At 66.9% G+C, this 19,185-nt stretch carries 20 protein-coding genes and 1 tRNA gene; 3 read left to right on the top strand and 18 right to left on the bottom strand.

The features are described 5' to 3' along the window. Position 1 precedes the first annotated feature (1 nt). The 9 genes from nuoE to ABE422_RS08045 form a co-directional block, all read right to left on the bottom strand. A complete protein-coding gene (nuoE, locus tag ABE422_RS08005; protein ID WP_121038421.1) occupies positions 2 to 529 on the bottom strand; it encodes an NADH-quinone oxidoreductase subunit NuoE in 528 nt (175 codons plus the stop codon). A gap of 94 nt (positions 530 to 623) precedes the next feature. Next, the gene (locus ABE422_RS08010; protein ID WP_346482771.1) at positions 624 to 1,931 is read right to left on the bottom strand and encodes an NADH-quinone oxidoreductase subunit D; all 1,308 of its coding nucleotides are present in this window, start codon (positions 1,929 to 1,931) and stop codon (positions 624 to 626) included. Beyond that, positions 1,928 to 2,680, bottom strand: coding sequence for an NADH-quinone oxidoreductase subunit C (locus ABE422_RS08015; protein WP_313208960.1), 753 nt, complete (start codon positions 2,678 to 2,680; stop codon positions 1,928 to 1,930). The genes ABE422_RS08010 and ABE422_RS08015 overlap by 4 nt, the downstream gene beginning before the upstream one ends. A 32-nt stretch (positions 2,681 to 2,712) precedes the next feature. Next, positions 2,713 to 3,267 carry an NADH-quinone oxidoreductase subunit B gene (locus ABE422_RS08020; protein WP_019182677.1) on the bottom strand — a complete coding sequence of 185 codons (555 nt, stop codon included), beginning with the start codon at positions 3,265 to 3,267 and terminating at the stop codon, positions 2,713 to 2,715. After that, the gene (locus tag ABE422_RS08025) at positions 3,258 to 3,614 is read right to left on the bottom strand and encodes an NADH-quinone oxidoreductase subunit A (RefSeq protein WP_026069699.1); all 357 of its coding nucleotides are present in this window, start codon (positions 3,612 to 3,614) and stop codon (positions 3,258 to 3,260) included. Before ABE422_RS08025 ends, ABE422_RS08020 begins: the two co-directional genes overlap by 10 nt. A 112-nt stretch (positions 3,615 to 3,726) precedes the next feature. Beyond that, positions 3,727 to 3,811: transfer RNA gene (locus tag ABE422_RS08030), tRNA-Leu, on the bottom strand. 49 nt (positions 3,812 to 3,860) lie between these two features. Next, positions 3,861 to 4,301 (bottom strand): preprotein translocase subunit SecG, encoded by a 441-nt coding sequence (gene secG / locus ABE422_RS08035; protein ID WP_346481772.1) that lies wholly within the window; start codon positions 4,299 to 4,301, stop codon positions 3,861 to 3,863. Positions 4,302 to 4,356: 55 nt separating this feature from the next. Next, a complete protein-coding gene (gene tpiA / locus ABE422_RS08040) occupies positions 4,357 to 5,112 on the bottom strand; it encodes a triose-phosphate isomerase (RefSeq protein WP_121038430.1) in 756 nt (251 codons plus the stop codon). Positions 5,113 to 5,609: 497 nt separating this feature from the next. After that, positions 5,610 to 6,545, bottom strand: a complete 936-nt coding sequence (locus ABE422_RS08045) for a 2-oxoglutarate and iron-dependent oxygenase domain-containing protein (RefSeq protein ID WP_313208958.1) — start codon at positions 6,543 to 6,545, stop codon at positions 5,610 to 5,612. 397 nt (positions 6,546 to 6,942) lie between these two features. Here ABE422_RS08045 and ABE422_RS08050 point away from each other — a divergent pair, with 397 nt between their 5' ends. Together ABE422_RS08050 and ABE422_RS08055 are read left to right on the top strand one after the other, a co-directional pair. Next, a complete protein-coding gene (locus ABE422_RS08050; RefSeq protein WP_346482772.1) occupies positions 6,943 to 8,094 on the top strand; it encodes a glycosyltransferase family 4 protein in 1,152 nt (383 codons plus the stop codon). Beyond that, on the top strand, positions 8,081 to 8,935 hold the full coding sequence (locus ABE422_RS08055) for a polysaccharide deacetylase family protein (protein ID WP_313208957.1): 855 nt from the start codon (positions 8,081 to 8,083) through the stop codon (positions 8,933 to 8,935). Before ABE422_RS08050 ends, ABE422_RS08055 begins: the two co-directional genes overlap by 14 nt. A gap of 72 nt (positions 8,936 to 9,007) precedes the next feature. On the opposite strand, the gene glmM is transcribed toward ABE422_RS08055, so the two are convergent. From glmM to trpB, 5 genes are all read right to left on the bottom strand, one after another. After that, positions 9,008 to 10,360, bottom strand: a complete 1,353-nt coding sequence (glmM, locus tag ABE422_RS08060; protein WP_346482773.1) for a phosphoglucosamine mutase — start codon at positions 10,358 to 10,360, stop codon at positions 9,008 to 9,010. Beyond that, positions 10,360 to 11,244 (bottom strand): acetyl-CoA carboxylase, carboxyltransferase subunit beta, encoded by an 885-nt coding sequence (gene accD / locus ABE422_RS08065; protein ID WP_070470925.1) that lies wholly within the window; start codon positions 11,242 to 11,244, stop codon positions 10,360 to 10,362. The genes glmM and accD overlap by 1 nt, the downstream gene beginning before the upstream one ends. A gap of 138 nt (positions 11,245 to 11,382) precedes the next feature. Next, positions 11,383 to 12,189: a tryptophan synthase subunit alpha gene (gene trpA / locus ABE422_RS08070; RefSeq protein ID WP_313209014.1), complete on the bottom strand. Its 807-nt coding sequence runs from the start codon at positions 12,187 to 12,189 to the stop codon at positions 11,383 to 11,385. Positions 12,190 to 12,196: 7 nt separating this feature from the next. Continuing rightward, positions 12,197 to 12,895: a hypothetical protein gene (locus ABE422_RS08075; RefSeq protein ID WP_346482774.1), complete on the bottom strand. Its 699-nt coding sequence runs from the start codon at positions 12,893 to 12,895 to the stop codon at positions 12,197 to 12,199. After that, positions 12,892 to 14,118: a tryptophan synthase subunit beta gene (gene trpB / locus ABE422_RS08080; RefSeq protein WP_346482775.1), complete on the bottom strand. Its 1,227-nt coding sequence runs from the start codon at positions 14,116 to 14,118 to the stop codon at positions 12,892 to 12,894. Before trpB ends, ABE422_RS08075 begins: the two co-directional genes overlap by 4 nt. A 95-nt stretch (positions 14,119 to 14,213) precedes the next feature. Here trpB and ABE422_RS08085 point away from each other — a divergent pair, with 95 nt between their 5' ends. Next, on the top strand, positions 14,214 to 15,104 hold the full coding sequence (locus tag ABE422_RS08085; RefSeq protein WP_313208953.1) for a LysR family transcriptional regulator: 891 nt from the start codon (positions 14,214 to 14,216) through the stop codon (positions 15,102 to 15,104). Positions 15,105 to 15,149: 45 nt separating this feature from the next. Here ABE422_RS08085 and ABE422_RS08090 read toward each other — a convergent pair whose 3' ends face one another. From ABE422_RS08090 to ABE422_RS08105, 4 genes are read right to left on the bottom strand one after another with little or no spacing between them, the layout of a single operon-like run. Then, complete coding sequence (locus tag ABE422_RS08090) at positions 15,150 to 15,806, bottom strand: phosphoribosylanthranilate isomerase (protein WP_088433287.1); 657 nt, start codon at positions 15,804 to 15,806, stop codon at positions 15,150 to 15,152. Next, positions 15,803 to 16,576 carry a tRNA pseudouridine(38-40) synthase TruA gene (gene truA / locus ABE422_RS08095; RefSeq protein ID WP_346482776.1) on the bottom strand — a complete coding sequence of 258 codons (774 nt, stop codon included), beginning with the start codon at positions 16,574 to 16,576 and terminating at the stop codon, positions 15,803 to 15,805. The genes ABE422_RS08090 and truA overlap by 4 nt, the downstream gene beginning before the upstream one ends. Positions 16,577 to 16,623: 47 nt before the next feature. After that, positions 16,624 to 17,007: a VOC family protein gene (locus tag ABE422_RS08100; RefSeq protein WP_313218987.1), complete on the bottom strand. Its 384-nt coding sequence runs from the start codon at positions 17,005 to 17,007 to the stop codon at positions 16,624 to 16,626. Further along, the gene (locus ABE422_RS08105) at positions 17,004 to 19,049 is read right to left on the bottom strand and encodes a FimV/HubP family polar landmark protein (protein ID WP_346482777.1); all 2,046 of its coding nucleotides are present in this window, start codon (positions 19,047 to 19,049) and stop codon (positions 17,004 to 17,006) included. The genes ABE422_RS08100 and ABE422_RS08105 overlap by 4 nt, the downstream gene beginning before the upstream one ends. Positions 19,050 to 19,185 lie beyond the last annotated feature (136 nt).

A 19,185-nucleotide genomic window follows, 5' to 3' on the forward strand; every position in this document is an offset into this window, starting at 1 on the left:
CTTACTCCAACCCGTCCAGCAGCTCGTCGACTTTCTCGACGGTCAGGCGCTCGTGGTAATGGCCATTGATGACCATCATCGGCGCACCGGCGCAACCGGCCAGGCATTCTTCTTCGCGCTTGAGGTAGATGCGGCCGTCGGCGGTGGACTGTCCGGTCTTGCAGCCGAGCTTCTTCTCGGCGTGCGCGACCAGGTCTTCGGCACCGTTCAACCAGCAGCTGATGTTCGTGCAGAAGGCGACGTTGTGGCGGCCGACCTTCTCCAGTTCGAACATCGAGTAGAAGCTGGCGACCTCGTAGGCCCACACCGGCGGCAGATCCAGGTACTTGGCGACGCCGGCGATCAGCTCGTCGGTCAGCCAGCCTGCATTCTGTTCCTGTGCGGCGTGCAGGCCCTGCAGGACAGCCGAGCGCTTGCGATCCGGCGGGAACTTGGCCAGCCAGTGATCGATGTGCGCACGGGTCTTGTCATTCAAGACCACCATCGGGTCGACGTCACGCGCCGCCTCGAAATTACCTGTCGCCTTCATCGGCCGACCTCAGCGAATACGAAATCGTTAAAAACCAGAACCTGCAGCGCCGGCAGCAGCCGGCGGGTGTCAGGCGTCGTGCAAGCGGATGCGATCACCGGTCCACCTCGCCGAACACCAGATCGTAGGTGCCGATCATGGCCACCACGTCGGCGAGCATGTGGCCGCGCACGATCGAGTCGATCGAGGACAGATGGGCGAAGCCCGGCGCGCGCAGATGCACGCGGAACGGCTTGTTGGCACCATCGGACATCAGGTAGCAGCCGAACTCGCCCTTGGGCGCTTCGACGGCGGCGTAGGTTTCGCCGACCGGGACGCAGTAGCCTTCACTGAACAGCTTGAAGTGATGGATCAGCGCTTCCATGTCGTCCTTCATGTCTTCGCGGCTGGGCGGCGCGACCTTGAAGTTCTTGACCATGACCGGACCCGGGTTGGCCTTCAGCCAGGTCACGCACTGCTTGATGATGCGGTTGGATTCGCGCATCTCGGCCACGCGGCACAGGTAACGGTCGTAGCAGTCACCTTCCTTGCCGAGCGGGATGTCGAACTCGACCGCGTCGTACTTGGCATACGGCTGCTTCTTGCGCAGATCCCAGGCGATGCCCGAGCCGCGCAGCATCACGCCGGTCATGCCCCAGGCATGCGCCAGTTCCGGGGTGACCACGCCGATGCCGACCGTACGCTGCTTCCAGATACGGTTGTCGGTCAGCAGGGTTTCGTATTCGTCCACGCGCTTGGGGAACTCAACGGTGAAGTTCTCCAGGAAATCCAGCAGCGAACCTTCGCGCGAGGCGTTGAGGTTCTTCAGGGCCTTGCCCTTGTGCCAGCGCGATTCCTTGTACTTGGGCATGTGGTCCGGCAGGTCGCGGTAGACGCCGCCCGGACGGTAGTACGCCGCGTGCATGCGCGCGCCGGAGACCGCTTCATAGCAGTCCATCAGCTCTTCGCGTTCGCGGAAGGCGTACAGCATGACCGCCATCGCGCCCAGATCGAGCGCGTTGGACCCCAGCCACATCAGGTGATTCAGGATGCGGGTGATTTCGTCGAACATGGTGCGGATGTATTGCGCACGCTCCGGCGCCTCGATCCCCATCAGGGTCTCGATCGCGCGCACGTAGGCGTGCTCGTTGCACATCATCGACACGTAATCCAGGCGATCCATGTAGCCGATCGACTGGTTGAACGGCTTGGACTCGGCCAGCTTTTCGGTACCACGGTGCAGCAGGCCCACGTGGGGGTCGGCACGCATGATGGTTTCGCCGTCCATTTCCAGGATCAGGCGCAGCACACCGTGCGCGGCCGGATGCTGCGGGCCGAAGTTCATCGTGTAGTTGCGGATTTCCTGGCGCAGTTCGGCCGGGTTGCTCGCAAAGGCCTGGCTGGCCTGGGTGAATTCACTCACTTGCTTGCCTCCGACTGCGCGGATTCACCGGCAGCGGTCTGGAAACGGGCGTCGTCACGGATCACGCGCGGCACGCCGACACGCGGTTCGACCGAGGTCACCGGTTCATAGATGACGCGCTGTTTTTCTTCGTCGTAGCGCACTTCGACGTTGCCGATCAGCGGGAAATCCTTGCGGAACGGATGGCCGACGAAGCCGTAGTCGGTCAGGATCCGGCGCAGGTCCGGGTGACCTTCGAAGATCACGCCGAACAGATCGAACGCTTCACGTTCGAACCAGTTCAGGCCCGGCCAGATATTGGTCAGCGAGGCGACCACCGGCAGCTCCTCGTTCGGCGCAAAGCAACGGATGCGCATCGTGAGGTTGTGCTGGTAGGAACGCAGCTGGGTAACCACGGCGAAACGCTGCAGCGGGATCGGCTGCGGCTGGGCGCCATCGCTGGTTTCGCGGGTGGGGAATTCACCCCAGGCGAAACGACCGACGGACTTGCCCTCTACGCCACGGCTGAAGCCCTGGGACGACACATCGGCCGTATCCCATTCGTCGCTGCCATAGCCGAGGTAGTCCAGGCCGCACAGGTCAACCGCCTGCTCGAAACCGAATTCGTCGCGCAGCGCCAGAGCGGTGGCATGCCAGTCAGCGGCGGGCACTTCCAGCGTCACTTCGCCGCGGGGTTCGACCACGAAGACCTGCGCACCTGCGAAACGTGCGGAAAGTCGGTCGATGAAGGAATGTGCTTGCTCTGCCATGGGGGCTTGGCGTGCTCTTGTCAGGAGGGATGTCAGCGGGCGATGGTCTGCGTACGCCAGATCTTCTTCTGCAACTGCAGGATCCCGTACACCAGCGCTTCGGCGGTAGGTGGGCAGCCGGGGACATAGATGTCCACCGGCACCACGCGGTCACAGCCACGCACTACTGCATAGGAGTAGTGGTAATAGCCGCCACCGTTGGCGCAGCTGCCCATCGAGATGACCCACTTCGGGTCCGGCATCTGGTCATAGACCTTGCGCAGGGCCGGAGCCATCTTGTTGACCAGGGTGCCGGCCACGATCATCACGTCGGACTGACGCGGCGACGGGCGGAACACCACGCCGTAACGGTCAAGATCCAGACGCGCCGCACCGGCGTGCATCATTTCCACTGCGCAGCAGGCCAGACCAAAGGTCATCGGCCACATCGAACCGGTACGCGCCCAATTCAACAGCGCATCGACGCTGGTGGTCACGTAACCCTTTTCGAGCAGGGGGTTGTCGCCTTCGGGGCGCAGGATGTCATCGACCCGCCCTTCCGGGACCGGGTTGTTCATCAGGCCGTCGAGCGTCTGAATTACTCCCATTCCAGCGCTCCCTTCTTCCAGACGTAAATGAAACCGAGGAAAAGCATGCCTACGAAGAGGCCCATCGTGACCAGCGAACGTGCGCCCAGTTCCATGAAGACCTGGGTCCACGGCACGATGAAGATGATTTCCAGATCAAATACGATGAACTGAATCGCGATCAGGTAGTAGCGCACATCGAACTTCATGCGCGCGTCCTCGAAAGCCTCGAAGCCGCATTCGTACGGCGAGAGCTTTTTAAGATCAGGACGTCGGGGACCGAGGAATCGGCCAACCAGCATCAGCGCAACGCCGATACCGGTGGCAACGATCAGAAACAGCAGAGACGGCAAATATTCGGCCAGCACAGCGATTCTCTCTTGCCTCTGCCGCTGCGCCTGCAGGCGCTTTGGCATGGGGGAGTGGACGGATACCGCTACCTGGCGCTTTGCGCGCCAGACGAACCCGCTTACAAACAAATGGTGCCCAAGAGGGGACTCGAACCCCTACGACTCTCGTCGCTACCACCTCAAGGTAGTGCGTCTACCAATTCCGCCACCTGGGCTTACGATCGCACCGGTTGTTCTCCAGTGCGCCGCATATTGTAACCGTCTTCAGCGAGTCTGGGTGCCTTCCGAAGGCTTTTCTTCACCAGATTTCGGCGTTTCCGCCTGAGCCGGCACAGTGGCCGACGGAACAGGCTGCTGCGACGGGGTTTCCGGGGCCTTCGGCACGGCCGGAAGCTCGCCTGCCGGGGCGGCCGGCGCAGTTGCGGCTGGCGCCGACATCAGACCCAGATCCTGCTGCGCCGCCGGGCGCGAGCCATGGCTGGCATACCAGGCCATGAAGAGGCTGATGCCGAAGAACACCACGGCCAGCCACTTGGTCGACTTGGACAGGAAGTTGGACGCGCCACGCGCGCCGAACACAGTGCCCGAGGCGCCGGCACCGAAACCCGACCCTGCGGCCGCGCCGGAACCACGCTGCATCAGGATGAGCGCGATCATGGCCACTGCGACCAGCACGTAGACCACATTGAGGATCAACATCAGCATTTCGAATCCGTCCTCGGACATGTCGTGCCGGCGGTTGAGCCGACAACGTAACTAATTAGCGCCCCGCCGCCGCGGCAGCGATGGCAAGGAAGTCCGCGGCCACCAGGGAGGCGCCGCCCACCAGCCCACCATCGACATCGGGCTGTGCGAACAGTTCCGCGGCGTTGTCGGGCTTCACGCTGCCGCCATAGAGGATCGACAGTGAATCCGCAATTCTAGCATCGAGCTTGGCCACTTCGCCACGGATGAACGCGTGGACCTGCTGGGCCTGTTCCTTGGAGGCAGTCCGGCCGGTACCGATGGCCCAGACCGGCTCATAGGCGACCACGGCCTGGGCGAAGCCGGCGGCGCCGACCAGCTCCAGCACCGGGGCGAGCTGGGCGGCGATGACCGCCTCGGTCTGATGGGCCTCACGCTGCTCGAGGGTTTCGCCCACGCACAGGATGGGGGTCAGGCCGGCATGCAGGGCGGCGGCGAACTTGCGGGCGACCAGCTCACTGCTTTCGGCGTGGTACTGGCGGCGTTCGGAGTGGCCGACCAGGCCGTAACGGGCACCGACTTCGGCCAGCATGGTGGCCGAGACTTCGCCGGTGTAGGCGCCCTTTTCGTTGCTGCTGACATCCTGGGAGCCAAAGGCGACGGCGCGCCCTTCGAAGGCCTCGACCAGTTCGCCCAGGTACGGGAGCGGCGGCAGGACCACGACTTCGACGCCCTGCAGTGGGAGGTCGGCAACCAGGTCACTGACCAGGTCGGTGGCGAATTGGCGGCTGCCGTGCAGCTTCCAGTTACCGGCGACGATCTTGCGGCGCATGGCGGGGGCTCCTTTGGGTATCAGCCGGCCATGATAACGGATGCAACGAAATGGCGTTGGCGGGAAAACGCTTACATTTCAATTGGATATTTATTTTTTGTTGCGGCCCCAAGTCAAAAGCAAGGGCGACGGGGCCGGTGGACGTGCCCGGACTGGGCGAGCGTGGGTGGGTTGGCGGGACACGCCGTAAACCCGTCCATGGCGGCTCGATATGCGCCATCCATGGCGCATAACGGTCCCGCCAACCCACCCACGCCCCCCCACTGACCGTGTGTCGGCGTGCAAGGGACGGCTAAGACGCGGTGGGTCGGCGTTGAATCTGCCCTGCTCTCCGGCGAGGCAATCTGTCGGGGCGAGCGCTGCCATGCCCAACACGGGGCAGCAAATAGCCGAATGCAACCAAGGCAGCAATGTTTGGAGCCAGCCAGAGGCAGGCAATACACCGAATGAAGAAGGCCACCTTTCGGCGGCCTTCGTTCTTGTCCCAGCGGGATCGCTTACTTCAGCTTGATCTCGCGCAGGCGCTCTTCCAGGAAGCCGTGGGCGGTGATCGGCTCCGGGTAGCGGCTCGGGTTTTCCGGGGTGATGCAGGTCGGCAGCACGTCGATCAGGAAATCCGGATTCGGGTGCAGGAAGAACGGCACCGAATAACGCGGCTGGCGCGCCTGCTCACCCGGGGGATTGACCACGCGGTGGATCGTCGAGGGATACACATGGTTGGTGAGGCGCTGCAGCATGTCGCCGATGTTGACCACGATGGTGTCCGCGTCCGAGGTGAACGGCACCCACTTGCCTTCGTGCGACTGGACTTCCAGGCCGGCCGCGCTGGCGCCGACCAGCAGCGTGATGAAGTTGATGTCGCCATGGGCACCGGCGCGCACGTTCGGGATGTTCTCGGCGGTGATCGGCGGGTAATGGATCGGACGCAGGATGGAGTTGCCGTTGTTGGTCTTGTCCGCGAAGAAATCCTCCGGCAAGCCAATGTGCAGCGCCAGGGCCGACAGGACGCGCGAACCCAGCTTGTCCAGGGCCTGGTAGATGCCGTAGCCACGCTCGCGGAAGCCCGGGACCTCGCTCGGCCACAGGTTCGGGGCCATCACGTCACGGTACGGGGAGTCGTCCGGGATCTCCCGACCGATGTGCCAGAACTCTTTCAGATCAAAGTGCTGCGAGCCCTTGGCGGTCTCCACGCCGAAGGCGGTGTAGCCGCGCGCGCCGCCGCTGCCGGGCACGTGGTACTGGCGCTTGGTCTCTTCCGGCAGCGCAAAGAAGGCCTTGAAGACCTCATACGCCGCGTCGATATCGGCCTGCGGAATGCCGTGGTTGCGGATGCCAGCAAAGCCCCATTCGCGGTAGGCCGCACCCAGCTCGGCCACGAACGCGTCGCGGTCGGTGTCAAAACGGGTGATGTCGAGGGTGGGGATCTGGCTCACAGCGATTCCTGCTTGTTCATGGTGGTCGGTGGGCCAGCTGTGGCCCGGCTGAACATTGTGCCAGATCGGGCCAACCCCGCCACCGATACATTGATACAAACCGATACAATGCGCGCGCCCAGACGGCCAGAACGGGCCAACGGCGACGCTCACGCGCCGCCCCCTTTACTCCCAGCGTCGCCCGGTCCGCCTCATGGATGCCCTGCCCTCTTCCTCATCGCCAATGGCGTTGCGCTGGCTCGCGCGGGCAGGGCCCAGCCTGTGGCCGATGGACCCGCATGACCTTCCACCCACGGCACCGCACAGCGCATGGGATGCGCTGGTGCGATCCCGCAGGCAATGACGATGGCCGCCCGCGCAGGCCGCGGGCGCTTTTCCACACATGGACTGTCCACCGATGAACGTGCCACTGAAAATTCTCCATACCGAGGCTGCCAAGGGATTTGGCGGGCAGGAGATCTACATCTATCGCCACATGCTGGCCATGCGCGAGCGCGGCCATGACGTCTCCCTGCTCTGCCAGCCCGGCGCCCGCCTGGGCGAGATGGCGCGCGAAGCCGGCTTCACCGTCCACGCGCTGAAAATGGGCGGTCTGCTGCGCATGCTGCGGGGGATCTGGTCAGTCTCGCGCCTGGTGCGCCGCCAAGGCTACGACGTGGTCAACACCACCAGCCGCCGCGACAGCCTGATCGCCGCTGCCGGTGCACGCCTGGGCGGCACGCCCCTGGTGGTGCGCTCTCGCCACCTGATGAGCCCGATCAACTCGCTGCTGACCTACACCGGCCTGCCCCATCGGGTGATGACGGTGAGCAGTTTCGTGAAGAAGCTGATGGTCAGCCGCGGCATCGAGGACGCGCACGTCGGCATCGTCCCGCCGATCGCGGTACCGCCGCAGTGGTCGCAGATCGCCAAGCGCGATCCCTGGCAGTGCCTGCAGGACACCCGCGCGGACGTGCGCGCGGAGCTGGGCTTCAACGACGAACAGATCGTGGTCGGCTGCGTCGCGGTGCTGCGCGAACCCAAGGGCCACCTGGAGCTGCTGCAGGCCATGGCACCGCTGTGCCGCGCCGATGCGCGGGTGCAACTGGTGATCGTCGGCGACGGCCAGCCGGTGATGGACCGCCTGATCGCCCTGCGCGAGCAGCTCGGCATCGCCGCCCAGGTGCACTTGCTGGGCTACCGCCAGGGCGCTTGCCGGCTGATGACCGGTTTCGATATCTTCGCCCTCGCCACCCACAAGGAGGCAGCCGGCACGGTGTTTCTCGAAGCGGCGTACGTCGGCGTGCCGATCGTCGCCACGCGCGTGGGCGGTGTGCCGGAGATGGTGGTGGAAGGCAGTAACGCCCTGCTCGCGCCACTGGGCGACCAGACTGCGTTGACCAACGCACTGCGCACCCTGATCGAGCAGCCCGACCGCCGCCAGCAGATGGGCCTGGCGGGCTGGGAGTGGATGCGCAGCGCCCACCGTTTCACCCCGACCGGTCACACCGAAGCGACCGAACACTATTACCACCAGTGGTTGAAGGAACTGGGCCATGGCCAACGCTAGATCCGTCCCGGTGCTGATGCACCACCATGTCTCCCCCTCCCCGGGGATGATCACGGTGTCGCCGGAGAACTTCGAAAGCCAGATCGCCTGGCTGGCGGCCAACGGCTGGACCTCGCTGACGCTGGACCAGTACGCCGACTTCCTCGCCGGCAAGCCGACCCCCGCCAAATCGATCGTGATCACCTTCGATGACGGCTACCTGGACAACTGGGTGTACGCGCACCCGATCCTGGCCAAGTACGGGATGCACGCCGTGGTGTTCGTGGTCACCGGCTGGATGGGCGAAGGCGATGTCCGCCCGCACGCCGGCCAGCCCGGCGCCACCGTGCCCGCAACGCCGGACCATCGCGGCTGCGAGGCGGCGATCCTGCGCGAGAACCGTCCGGACGAGGTGATGATGCGCTGGAGCGAAGCGCGCGCGATGATCGCCGCCGGCACGTTCGAGGTGCACTGCCACACCCACACGCACACGCGCTGGCTCAAGCAGGATATCTCCCGCGAGCACAAGCGGCAGGGCATCAGCGGCGACCTCTCGGTGGCACGCGAAGTACTGCAGCAGCAGTTGGGCACCGTCTCGGAGACGCTGTGCTGGCCGTACGGCGATTTCGACGAGGACTACGTGCAGATCGCGCGGGCGCAGGGCTTCAAGTACCTGCACACCACTCATCCGTTCGGCCGCAACGTGGTCGGCGGCGATCCGGGACACATCTACCGGTTCGCGATCCGCAACCGGCCGGCGAGCTGGCTGCGCAAGCGCATCGCCTACAGTTACCACCCGTTGATCGCCCCCCTGTTCAACCGCTTCAAGGCGAAGAAAAAGAAGATGGTGGCGGGGCCGTAACGCGCCACCGCGCTGCAACGAAAACGCCCCGGTCTCCCGGGGCGTTTTCAGTTTCCGGCATCACTGCACGGCTCAGGCCGCGGCTGCCGCCTTCACCGCTGCCGAGAGATTGTCCAGCGTGGACTGCATCAGCTCGGCGCTGTCTGCCTCGACGGTGACGCGCACCACCGGCTCGGTGCCCGACGGGCGCAGGAACGCACGGCCGCGCCCCTTCACTGCCTGCTGCGCAGCCGCCAGCGCGGCCTGCACGCTCTCGGCCTGCACGGTGGCCTTGGCCGCGCCCTGCAGACGCACGTTGACGGTCTTCTGCGGCACCTTGTTGAGCACCGACAGCACCTGGCGCAGCGAGGTCCCGTCACGGCGCAGCACTTCCAGCACCTGCAGCGCGCTGACGATCGCATCACCGGTGGTGGCGCGATCCAGGCACAACAGGTGACCGGAGGCTTCGCCGCCGAGCACGCCGTTGTTTTCGACCAGGGCCTGATGCACGTAGCGGTCGCCGACGTTGCTGCGCTGGAACGGGATGTTCAGCCGTTCCAGTGCCTGCTCCAGGCCGAAGTTGGTCATCAGCGTACCGACCACCGGGCCATGCAGGCGACCACTGCGCTGCCAGGCCTGGGCCAGCACGAACAGCAGGTCATCACCATCGACCGGGTTGCCCTGGTCGTCGGCCATCAGCACGCGGTCGCCATCACCGTCGAAGGCGATACCGAAATCGGCGCCGACCTCGCGCACTTTCGCCGCGAGATTGTCGATGTGCATCGAGCCGACGCCATCGTTGATGTTCAGACCGTTGGGCGCATCGCCGATGCTGACCACCTCCGCGCCCATCTCGCGGAACAGCAGCGGGGCGACGTGATACGTAGCGCCGTGCGCGCAGTCGAGCACGATCTTCAGCCCACGCAGATCGAACCCGCGCGGCACGCTGGCCTTGCAGAATTCGATGTAGCGACCGACCGCATCGCGCGCACGCATGGCCTTGCCCAGCCGCTCGGACTCCACCGTGGTGAACGGCGCATCGAGCGCGGCTTCCAGCGCCAGCTCGGTGGCGTCATCGAGCTTCTCGCCATCGGCGGAGAAGAACTTGATGCCGTTGTCGTAGTGCGGATTGTGCGAGGCGCTGATGACGATGCCCGCATCCGCACCGAGGGTGCGGGTGAGGAAGGCCACCGCCGGCGTCGGCATCGGGCCGAGCAGCTGCACATCGGCGCCGGCGGCGACGAGCCCGGCTTCCAGTGCGGCTTCGAACATGTAGCCGGAGATACGGGTGTCCTTGCCGATCACCACCACCGGGCGGTGCCCGTTGCGCTCGGTCAGCGCACGCCCGAGCGCGTTGCCCAGGCGCAGTACGAAATCGGCGGAGATGACGCCCTCACCGACCTTGCCGCGGATGCCATCGGTGCCGAAATACTTGCGCGACGCCATCAGGCCGCCGCATCCGGTGCCGGTGCGGGCTGACGCGCCAGCATGGCCAGGAGCTCCGACAGGCGGTCGCGCATCTCGCGGCGGTCGCAGATCTGATCGATCGCACCGTGCTCGAGCAGGAACTCCGAGCGCTGGAACCCTTCCGGCAGCTTTTCGCGCACGGTCTGCTCGATCACGCGCGGGCCGGCGAAGCCGATCAGTGCCTGCGGCTCGGCGATGTTGATATCGCCCAGCATCGCGAACGAAGCCGACACGCCACCGGTGGTCGGATGGGTCAGCACCGAGATGTACGGCAGGCCGGCATCGCGCAGGCGACCCAGCGCGGCCGAGGTCTTGGCCATCTGCATCAGCGAGAACAGGCCTTCCTGCATGCGCGCGCCGCCACTGGCGGAGAAGCACACGTAGGGCGCGCCGATCTCCAGCGCCTTTTCTGCGGCCAGCGAGAAACGCTCACCGACCACCGAGCCCATCGAGCCGCCCATGAAGGCGAAATCGAAGGCCGAGGCAACCAGCGGGCGGCCCTTCATCAGGCCCTGCATGGCGATCAGTGCGTCGTACTCGCCGGTGTTCTTCTGCGAGGCCTTGATGCGCTCGCTGTACTTCTTCTGGTCCTTGAACTTGAGCAGGTCCGTCGGCCCCAGGCGCGCACCGATCTCGGTGGTGCTGTCCGCATCGAACAGCGCGGCCAGGCGCGCACGCGCGCGGATGGCCATGTGGTGGCCACACTTGGGGCAGACTTCCAGATTCTCTTCCAGCTCAGGACGGTAGAGCGCGCTGCCGCAGCTGCTGCACTTCTCCCACAGGCCCTCGGGGACGCTGCGCTTCTTGCTGGGGACGTTGTCGGTGCGGATGCCAGACGGCATCAACTTGCTGAGCCAACTCATGCGGGATGCTACTTCCGTTCAGGGCGGCCCGGGGGCCGCAAAGGCGGACAGTCTAGCTCACCGTTTCCATGCTCGGGCACCCCCCGGCGGTTGCCGGGGGGCTGACGCAAACCATTCTGGTACGTACGTTTACGTGCTTCAGGCAGCGTCGAGGGCGCGTCGCAGCGGCGTGAGGAATGCCTGCGCGGTTGCCGCCGCGGCCGTGGCGTCGGGCGCCTCACCCAGCGCAGCCACCAGCGCACTGCCCACCACCACGCCATCGGCCTCCACGGCCATGGCGGCGGCACTGGCCGCATCCTTGATCCCGAAGCCGGCCACCACCGGCACGCTGGAGCGGCGGCGCAGGTCGCGCAGGCGGGCACTGGCGGCGCCGCTGTCCAGGCGCTCGGACGCACCCGTCACGCCGGCGAAGCTTACGTAATACAGGTAGCCCTGGGCCATCGCGGACAACGTATCCAGACGGGTATCTGCGGTCGTCGGCGACGCCAGCAGGATCAGTGCCAGGCCGGCCGCGGTGAAGATCTCGCGGGTTTCAGCCGCTTCTTCCGGCGGCAGATCGACCAGCAGGATGCCGTCCACGCCCGCGGCGATGGCGGACTGCGCGAAGCGGGCCGTGCCGTGGATCTCGATCGGGTTGAGATAGCCCATCAGCACCACCGGCGTAGTGGCATCGTCCCTGCGGAACGCGGCGACGGTCTCCAGCACATAGCGCAGCCCTGCCCCACGGGCCAGCGCACGCTCGGAGCTGCGCTGGATGGTCGGGCCGTCGGCCATCGGGTCGGAGAACGGTACCCCCAGCTCGATCACGTCCGCCCCGGCGGCGGCCAGTGCATGCATCACCGGCACGGTGGCTTCCAGGCCCGGATCGCCGGCGGTGATGAAGGGAATTAGCGCCTTGCGACGTTCATCGCGCAGGCGGGCAAAACAGGCATCGATACGGTCCACGGACATCTCAGGCACATCCTTCAATCAGTTCAACGGCGCCACTGGCGCCCCAGTACAGCTTCGATATCACCCCGTCGAAGATCTCCAGCCGGATCGCCAGATCCGAACCGGGGTCCTGCCAGGTCAGGTACTCGCCCGTTTCCGGGTCATAGGCATGCGGTGCGCGGGTAGTGCCGGGCGGCAGGCGCTTGAGCGCGTCATCCAACGTCATGCCCAGCCGCAGCCCGAACGGCCCCGGCTGGGTAATGGCCTCGTAGGACTCCTCGATCGGGGCCAGCTCGAAGCGCTGCACGTGGTCATCCTCGACCATCATCGAGACGCCTTCGGGCAGGCTGCCACGTTCGTAGTACTCGCAGGCGCCGTTGGGCTCGCCTTCGCTCAGGCCGGCCGAATGCCACGGGCCATCGGCGGCGAGCTCGGTGAAGCGCTGCCCGATGAGCACATCGCCGGCATGATCCAGCGCGACCGAGACCACCGACGGCGCAGCGTCATCCACAACAGGCGCATCGACAGCCCTGGGCGCTTCCGGCGCGTCCTCGATGGGGCGGTTGGCAATGTCATCATCATTGCTCGCCAGCTGCCGCGCCGGCGCCACCGCGCCCACAGGCGCGGCAGGGGCCGGCAACACCGGCGGATCCGGCGGCGCGCAGCCGGTCAGGCCGACCACCATCAGCAGCGCACTTCCCTGGCGCAGCAGCGGATTCACAGAACGAGACCCTCGCGGGCAGCAATGGTATGTACGTCCTTGTCGCCACGGCCGGACAGGTTGCACAGCACCAGCTTGTCGCGCGGCAGCTCGCGCGCGATCTTGATCGCCTGGGCCACTGCATGACTGGATTCCAGCGCGGCCAGGATGCCTTCGCTGTGGGCCAACTGGTGGAATGCAGCCAGCGCTTCGTCATCGGTGATACCGACATACTCGGCGCGGCCGGCATCGGCCAGGAACGCGTGCTCCGGGCCGACGCCCGGATAATCCAGGCCGGCCGAGACCGAATGGGTCTCGGTGATCTGGCCGTCGTCGTCGCAGATCACATAGGTGCGGTTGCCGTGCAGCACGCCCGGGCGGCCGGCCGCGATGGAGGCAGCATGGCGACCGGTCTCGATGCCGTCGCCGGCGGCTTCGGCACCGACGATGCGCACGTCGCGATCATTGAGGAAGGCATGGAACAGACCGATCGCATTGCTGCCACCGCCAACGCAGGCGGTGATCGCATCGGGCAGGCGGCCGTAGTCGGTCAGCATCTGCGCGCGCGCTTCGCGGCCGACGATGGCATTGAAGTCACGCACCATGCGCGGGTACGGGTCCGGGCCGGCCACGGTGCCGATGATGTAGAAGGTGTCGCGCGCGTTGGTGACCCAGTCGCGCATCGCTTCGTTGAGCGCGTCCTTGAGCGTGGCCGAGCCGGAGGTCACCGGTACGACGGTCGCCCCGAGCAGCTTCATGCGGTAGACGTTGATCTTCTGCCGTTCGATGTCGGTGGCGCCCATGTAGACCACGCATTCCAGGCCCAGCCGGGCGGCCACGGTGGCACTGGCCACGCCGTGCTGGCCGGCGCCGGTCTCGGCGATGATGCGCGTCTTGCCCATCCGCGCGGCGAGCAGCGCCTGGCCGATGGTGTTGTTGATCTTGTGCGCGCCGGTGTGGTTCAGGTCCTCGCGCTTGAGCAGGATCTGCGCGCCGCCGACCTGCTGGCTGAGGCGCTCGGCGTGATAGATCGGGCTGGGACGGCCCACATAGTGGGTCAGATCCTTGTCGTAGGCGGCGATGAAGGCCGGATCGCGACGCGCTTGGTCATAGGCGGCCGCCAGCTCCTGCAACGGCCCGATCAGGGTCTCGGCGACGAAACTCCCGCCGTAGCGGCCGAAATGGCCGTTGGCATCGGGGTAGGCGTGGAAATCGACGATGGGGGAGATGGGGGAAGCAGACATAGCGCGACAGCCGGTGGAGACAGGCTGCCAATTTAACGCACCTGTCATGACAGGAATATCGATAATATCTGCCACAACCTGTCAGGAAAACTCACATGACCGACGGACCGTTGCCCCCGCTCAATGCCCTGCGCAGCTTTGAAGCGGCCGCCCGGCTGGGCGGGGTTGGCCGTGCGGCGGAGGCACTGCATGTCACCCATGGCGCGATCAGCCGCCAACTGCGCCTGCTGGAGGAGCACCTGGGTGTCGTGCTGTTCCAGCGCGAAGGGCGTGGGCTGCGCCTGACCCGCGCCGGCGAGGATCTGCAGGCCGCCTGCGAAGGCGCCTTCGACCAGATCCGCGAGGCGGTGGTGGCGCTCAAGCGCCAACAGCGGCCCGAAGCGTTGGTGCTCGGCTGCAGCGGCAGCATCCTGGCGCGCTGGATGATTCCCCGCCTGCAGGCGCTGCAGAGCGCCCTGCCCCAGCTGCCGCTGCATTGGTCCGCGCAGGACGGGAGCTTCACCGCCGAACAGCAGGGCCTGGATGCGGTCCTGCTGCTCGCCCAGCCGCCGTGGCCGCGCGGCTGGCGGGTGCGGGAACTGGCGCCGGAGCGGGTGGGCGTGGTGGTCAGCCCGCAGCACCCGGCCGCGGCGCGGTTGGCGCATCAGCCGCCCTCCTCCTTGTTGGGCGAATCGCTGTTGCATACGACCTCACGCCCGCAGGCGTGGCCGGCCTGGGCCCTGTCGCATGGGCTGGCGCCGGCACAGCTGCAGCTGGGCAGCGGCTTCGAGCATCTGTATTACCTGCTGGAGGCGGCGGTTGCCGGACTGGGCGTGGCGATCGCGCCGGAGCCGCTCGTGGCCGATGAGCTGGCCGCCGGCCGGCTGCTGGCACCCTGGGGATTCGGCGCGACCGGGGGGTTCTGGGTACTGGCCACGCCGGAGGGCGCGGCGGACCCACGGGTGGATGCGCTGGCCGGGTGGCTGCAGGAGCAGCTGGCGGGATGACGCCGCCACGACCAACGGTCGTGGCCTACACGTGGGGCGGGCGGATCAATCCGCCTCGTGGCAATCGGCGCGACGCACTTCTTCGACGAACTTGCGCATCTTGTAGCCGTCCTTGATGCCCGGTTCGGATTCGATGCCACTGGACACATCCACACCCCACGGCAGCGTGGCCACGATCGCGTCGAACACGTTGTCCGGGGTGATCCCGCCGGCCAGCAGGAACGGCCGGTGCAGGCCGGTGGGCAGGCGCGTCCAGTCGAAGGCGACGCCGGTGCCACCGCCGCCACCGGGGGCATGGCTGTCGAACAGGAAGCCGGCCGCGCTGGGATAACGCAGTTGCAGCTGGCGGGCGTTGACCTCGTCCTTGCCCCCCATCGCCACGGCCTTCAGGTACGGCATGTTGAAGCTGCGGCAGAACGATTCGTCTTCGTCACCGTGGAACTGCAGCAGGGTCGGCCGCACGGTGCGCAGCACTTCGCGCACCTCTTCCTTGGTGTTGTCGCGGAACAGGGCCACCACGTCCACCATCGGTGCGATCGCCTGGCGCATCGCGCGCGCCTCGGCCGGGGCGACCCGGCGCTTGCTCTCGCGGGCGAAGATGAAACCGACGGCGTCCACGCCGAGCTCGCCGGCCAGGCGTACATCGCCGGCACGGGTCATGCCGCAGAACTTGATACGGGTGCGGTAGAAGGAGCGGCTCATAAGGTGACCTCGGCAGGCAGCTGCCAGTTGTCGGGGTACAGGGGACCAACGAAGACCAATCCCTGCGGCGGAGCGGTCGGGCCGGCCACGGTGCGGTCGCGCCCGGCCAGCAGTTGCCCCATCCACGCGACCGGCTGCTCACCACAACCGACCAGGATCAATGAACCGACGATATTGCGCACCATGTGATGAAGGAATGCATTGGCCTGAACGGCGACCTCCACCACCTCGCCCTGACGGGTCACCGAGAGCGATTGCATGTGCCGGCGCGCATGCAGGGCCTCGCACTGCACGCTGCGGAAGGCGCTGAAGTCGTTCTCGCCCAGCAGGTCCTGCCCGGCCGCATGCATCCGTTCGGCATCCAGCGGCCGGCGCTCCCAGCTCAGGGTCTGCCGGTACAGCGCCGGGCGGACCTGGCGGTTGAGCAGACGATAGCGGTAGCGGCGCGCGCGCGCGGCGAAACGTGCGTGGAACTCGTCGGCCACCGGTACGCACCAGCGCACAGCGATGGAGCGCGGCAGGCGGGTGGTGGTGCCCAGCATCCAGCTGCGCGGATCGCGCACGACCTCCGTATCGAAATGCACGACCTGGCATTCGCCGTGCACGCCGGCATCGGTGCGCCCGGCACACACCACCTGGATCGGCGCATTGGCCACCGAGGACAGCGCGTCCTGCAGGCTGGCCTGCACGCTCGGGCAGCCACTCTCGCCCAACTGCTGCCAGCCCTTGAATTCGCTGCCGTCGTATTCCACGCCCAGTGCGTAGCGCATGGTGAACCTCTATGTTTTGGGGGGCCGGCGCAGGCGCCGGTATTGCATCAGACGGCGTCGCGCTCGGACCACACGGCCAGCTCGTTGCCGCCGGGCTCCAGGAACTGGAACCGGCTGCCGCCGGGGAAGGCGAACACCGGCTTGATGATCTGCCCGCCCTGGGCCAGCACGGCCTCGAGCATGGGCTGCAGATCATCGGCGTAGATCACCAGCAATGGCGCGCCCGCACCCGCCGCCGTCTGCGGCTCAGCGCGGAAGAAGCCGCCCTGGAAACGGCCATCGTCGAAGGCGGTGTAGTCCGGGCCGTAATCCACGAACGACCAGCCGAACACCTGCTCGAAGAAGTGGCGACTGGCTGCGGGATCGCGCGAGGCGAACTCGACATAGTCCAGGCAGCGTTCACGGGCGGCCAGCGGGCGGGCGTCGCTCATCCCAGTCGCGCCAGCAGTTCGCGCGCCTCGGCCTGGCTGTGCGGGTCGGCGCCGACGGCCACTTCGTGCAGCAGCGTCCGCGCGGTCTCGGCATCGCCGAGGTCCAGGTAGGCGATGGCCAGTTCCAGTCGATCACGACCGGGGCTGCCGATCGGCGCGACCGGCGCGTTGTCGGCGACCGGGTCTGCACCCTCGGTGGTGTCGTCATGGGTGGCCATCACCGGCGCAACGTCGGCACCGAGGGTGTGATCGTCTTCGTCTGCCGGACGTTCGGCCGTCGCCGTTTCATCGGGGAATTCGAACACGCCCCGGAACGAAGGCTGCGCGGCGGCTTCCAGCGCATGGGCCGGCGGCTCGATCAGCGGGGCCGGCGCGCGGAACAGCGCCTCATCCACGTTCACGTGCTGCGCATCGGCCTCGATACTGTACGCAGACGCCGCCGTCGCCTCGACCTCCGGCAACACGGGTGCCTCGTCGGTCGCGGTGTCGCTCCAGCGAGGATCATCGAGGGGATCACGCGGATCGGCGTCGTGCGCGGAAGGCGCGAGCGGGAAGACCGGCTCGCGGCGCAGCCCCGCGTAGACGTCGGCCTCTGCAACGGCCTCTTCGTCGGGCACGCGCTGCACGTCCTCCTGCTGCGCTGCCAGTTCGTCCACATCGTCGGCCGCGGGGACGGCAGCAGCCAATGCCGTGCCATCGAGCCCATCGCGCGACAGCGGCGGCAGCGGCGACGGCTTGCGGCGGCGTACCAGCGCCCATCCCCCGACTACCAGCAGCAGCACGACCAGGCCCAGCCAGTACCAGCCACCGCCGGCGCTGTCACGCGGGCCGGGTGCCTGCTCCAGGCCCTGTTGCGCAGCGGCCAGTTCGTTGTCCTTCAACGTGATCAGGGACTGCTGCTGGGCCTTGAGCTTCTCCAGCTCGGCCACGCGTTCGCGCAGTTCCTGGATCTCGGCATCGCGCGTGGCGACGTCTTCCTTGGCCTGTCGCAGTTGTTCGTTAGCCAGCATGTCGCCCTCGGTGCCGGCAGCGGTGCCGGTGGTTGTGCCTGCGGTGGTGCCGGCGGCGGCGACGGCCGGCGCGATTTCCAGGCGTGCGCCCTGGCCAGCAGCGGTCGGTGCGGCCGGTGCAGGAGACGGCACGGCGGCCACCCCGCTGTCGGCCGGCTGCGGGATCGCCGCGCGCGACTGCCGCCACTGCGCGGTGTGCTCGCGCACGATCGCCGCGGCCTGCCGGGCATCGATCCCGGCCAGGCCCTCGGCGCCCGGCGTACGCAGTACCGCGCCCTGCTTGAGCAGGTTCACGTTGCCACGGATGAAGGCCTCGGGATTGGCCCGCAGCAGCGCGATCATCGCCTGGTCGCGGTTGACGCCCTGCTCGCGAGCCAGCGAACCGGCGATCTGCGAGAGGGTCTGGCCACGCTGCACGGTGACGCTGCCATCGGCGGCGACGGGTGCGGTCGATGCTGCGCGTGGCGCGGCCGGGCGCGGCGTGGTCGCCGGTTCCGTACGGCGCGGCGGCGTGGCGGCGACCGGCGCCGCCTGCGGTTCGGGCTCGCGGATGATGGCATTGGACATCGCGCCTGCCGGAGCCACGATCTCCGGCTCGGCCACGGCGGCGGCGCTGTTGGGCGCATCCACCAGGGCGGAGTATTCGCGGACCAGACGGCCCTGCCCCCAATCGGCTTCGATCAGGAAATTCAACGAGGGCGTCGCCACGGGCGCATGACTGCTGACGCGCACCACAGCGCGGCCCTGCGCATTGCGGGTCAACTCAAACTGCAGTTCGCTGACCAGTCCGGACGGCGGTTCCAGCCCGACCCGGGCGAAGGTCGCCGGCGAGGCCAGTGCAACGCGGAGGTTTTCCAGCTCGGACGGATCGGCGGAAATGACCGGGATTTCGGCCAGCAGGGGTTGGCCCGGTTTGGACAGCACCCGGATATCGCCCAGGCCCAGGGCCATGGCGGAACTGCTGGCCAGGGCCAGCAGCAGCGTCGACACATACTTGAGCGGACGCACTGCGCCCGGAGCCCGGTTCTTCATGGCGGCCAATATAACGGCTCCCCCCGTGATCGGCGATGTTTCAATGCGGGTGGTGGGGGGGCACCCCCAAAACCCCCCCCCCCACCCCACAAACCAACCCCGCGACACCAAAAGCCACCTACAAAAACAGATTAGA

This window comes from Stenotrophomonas sp. TWI1151 (assembly GCF_039673135.1).
In the GTDB taxonomy this organism is placed as follows: domain Bacteria; phylum Pseudomonadota; class Gammaproteobacteria; order Xanthomonadales; family Xanthomonadaceae; genus Stenotrophomonas.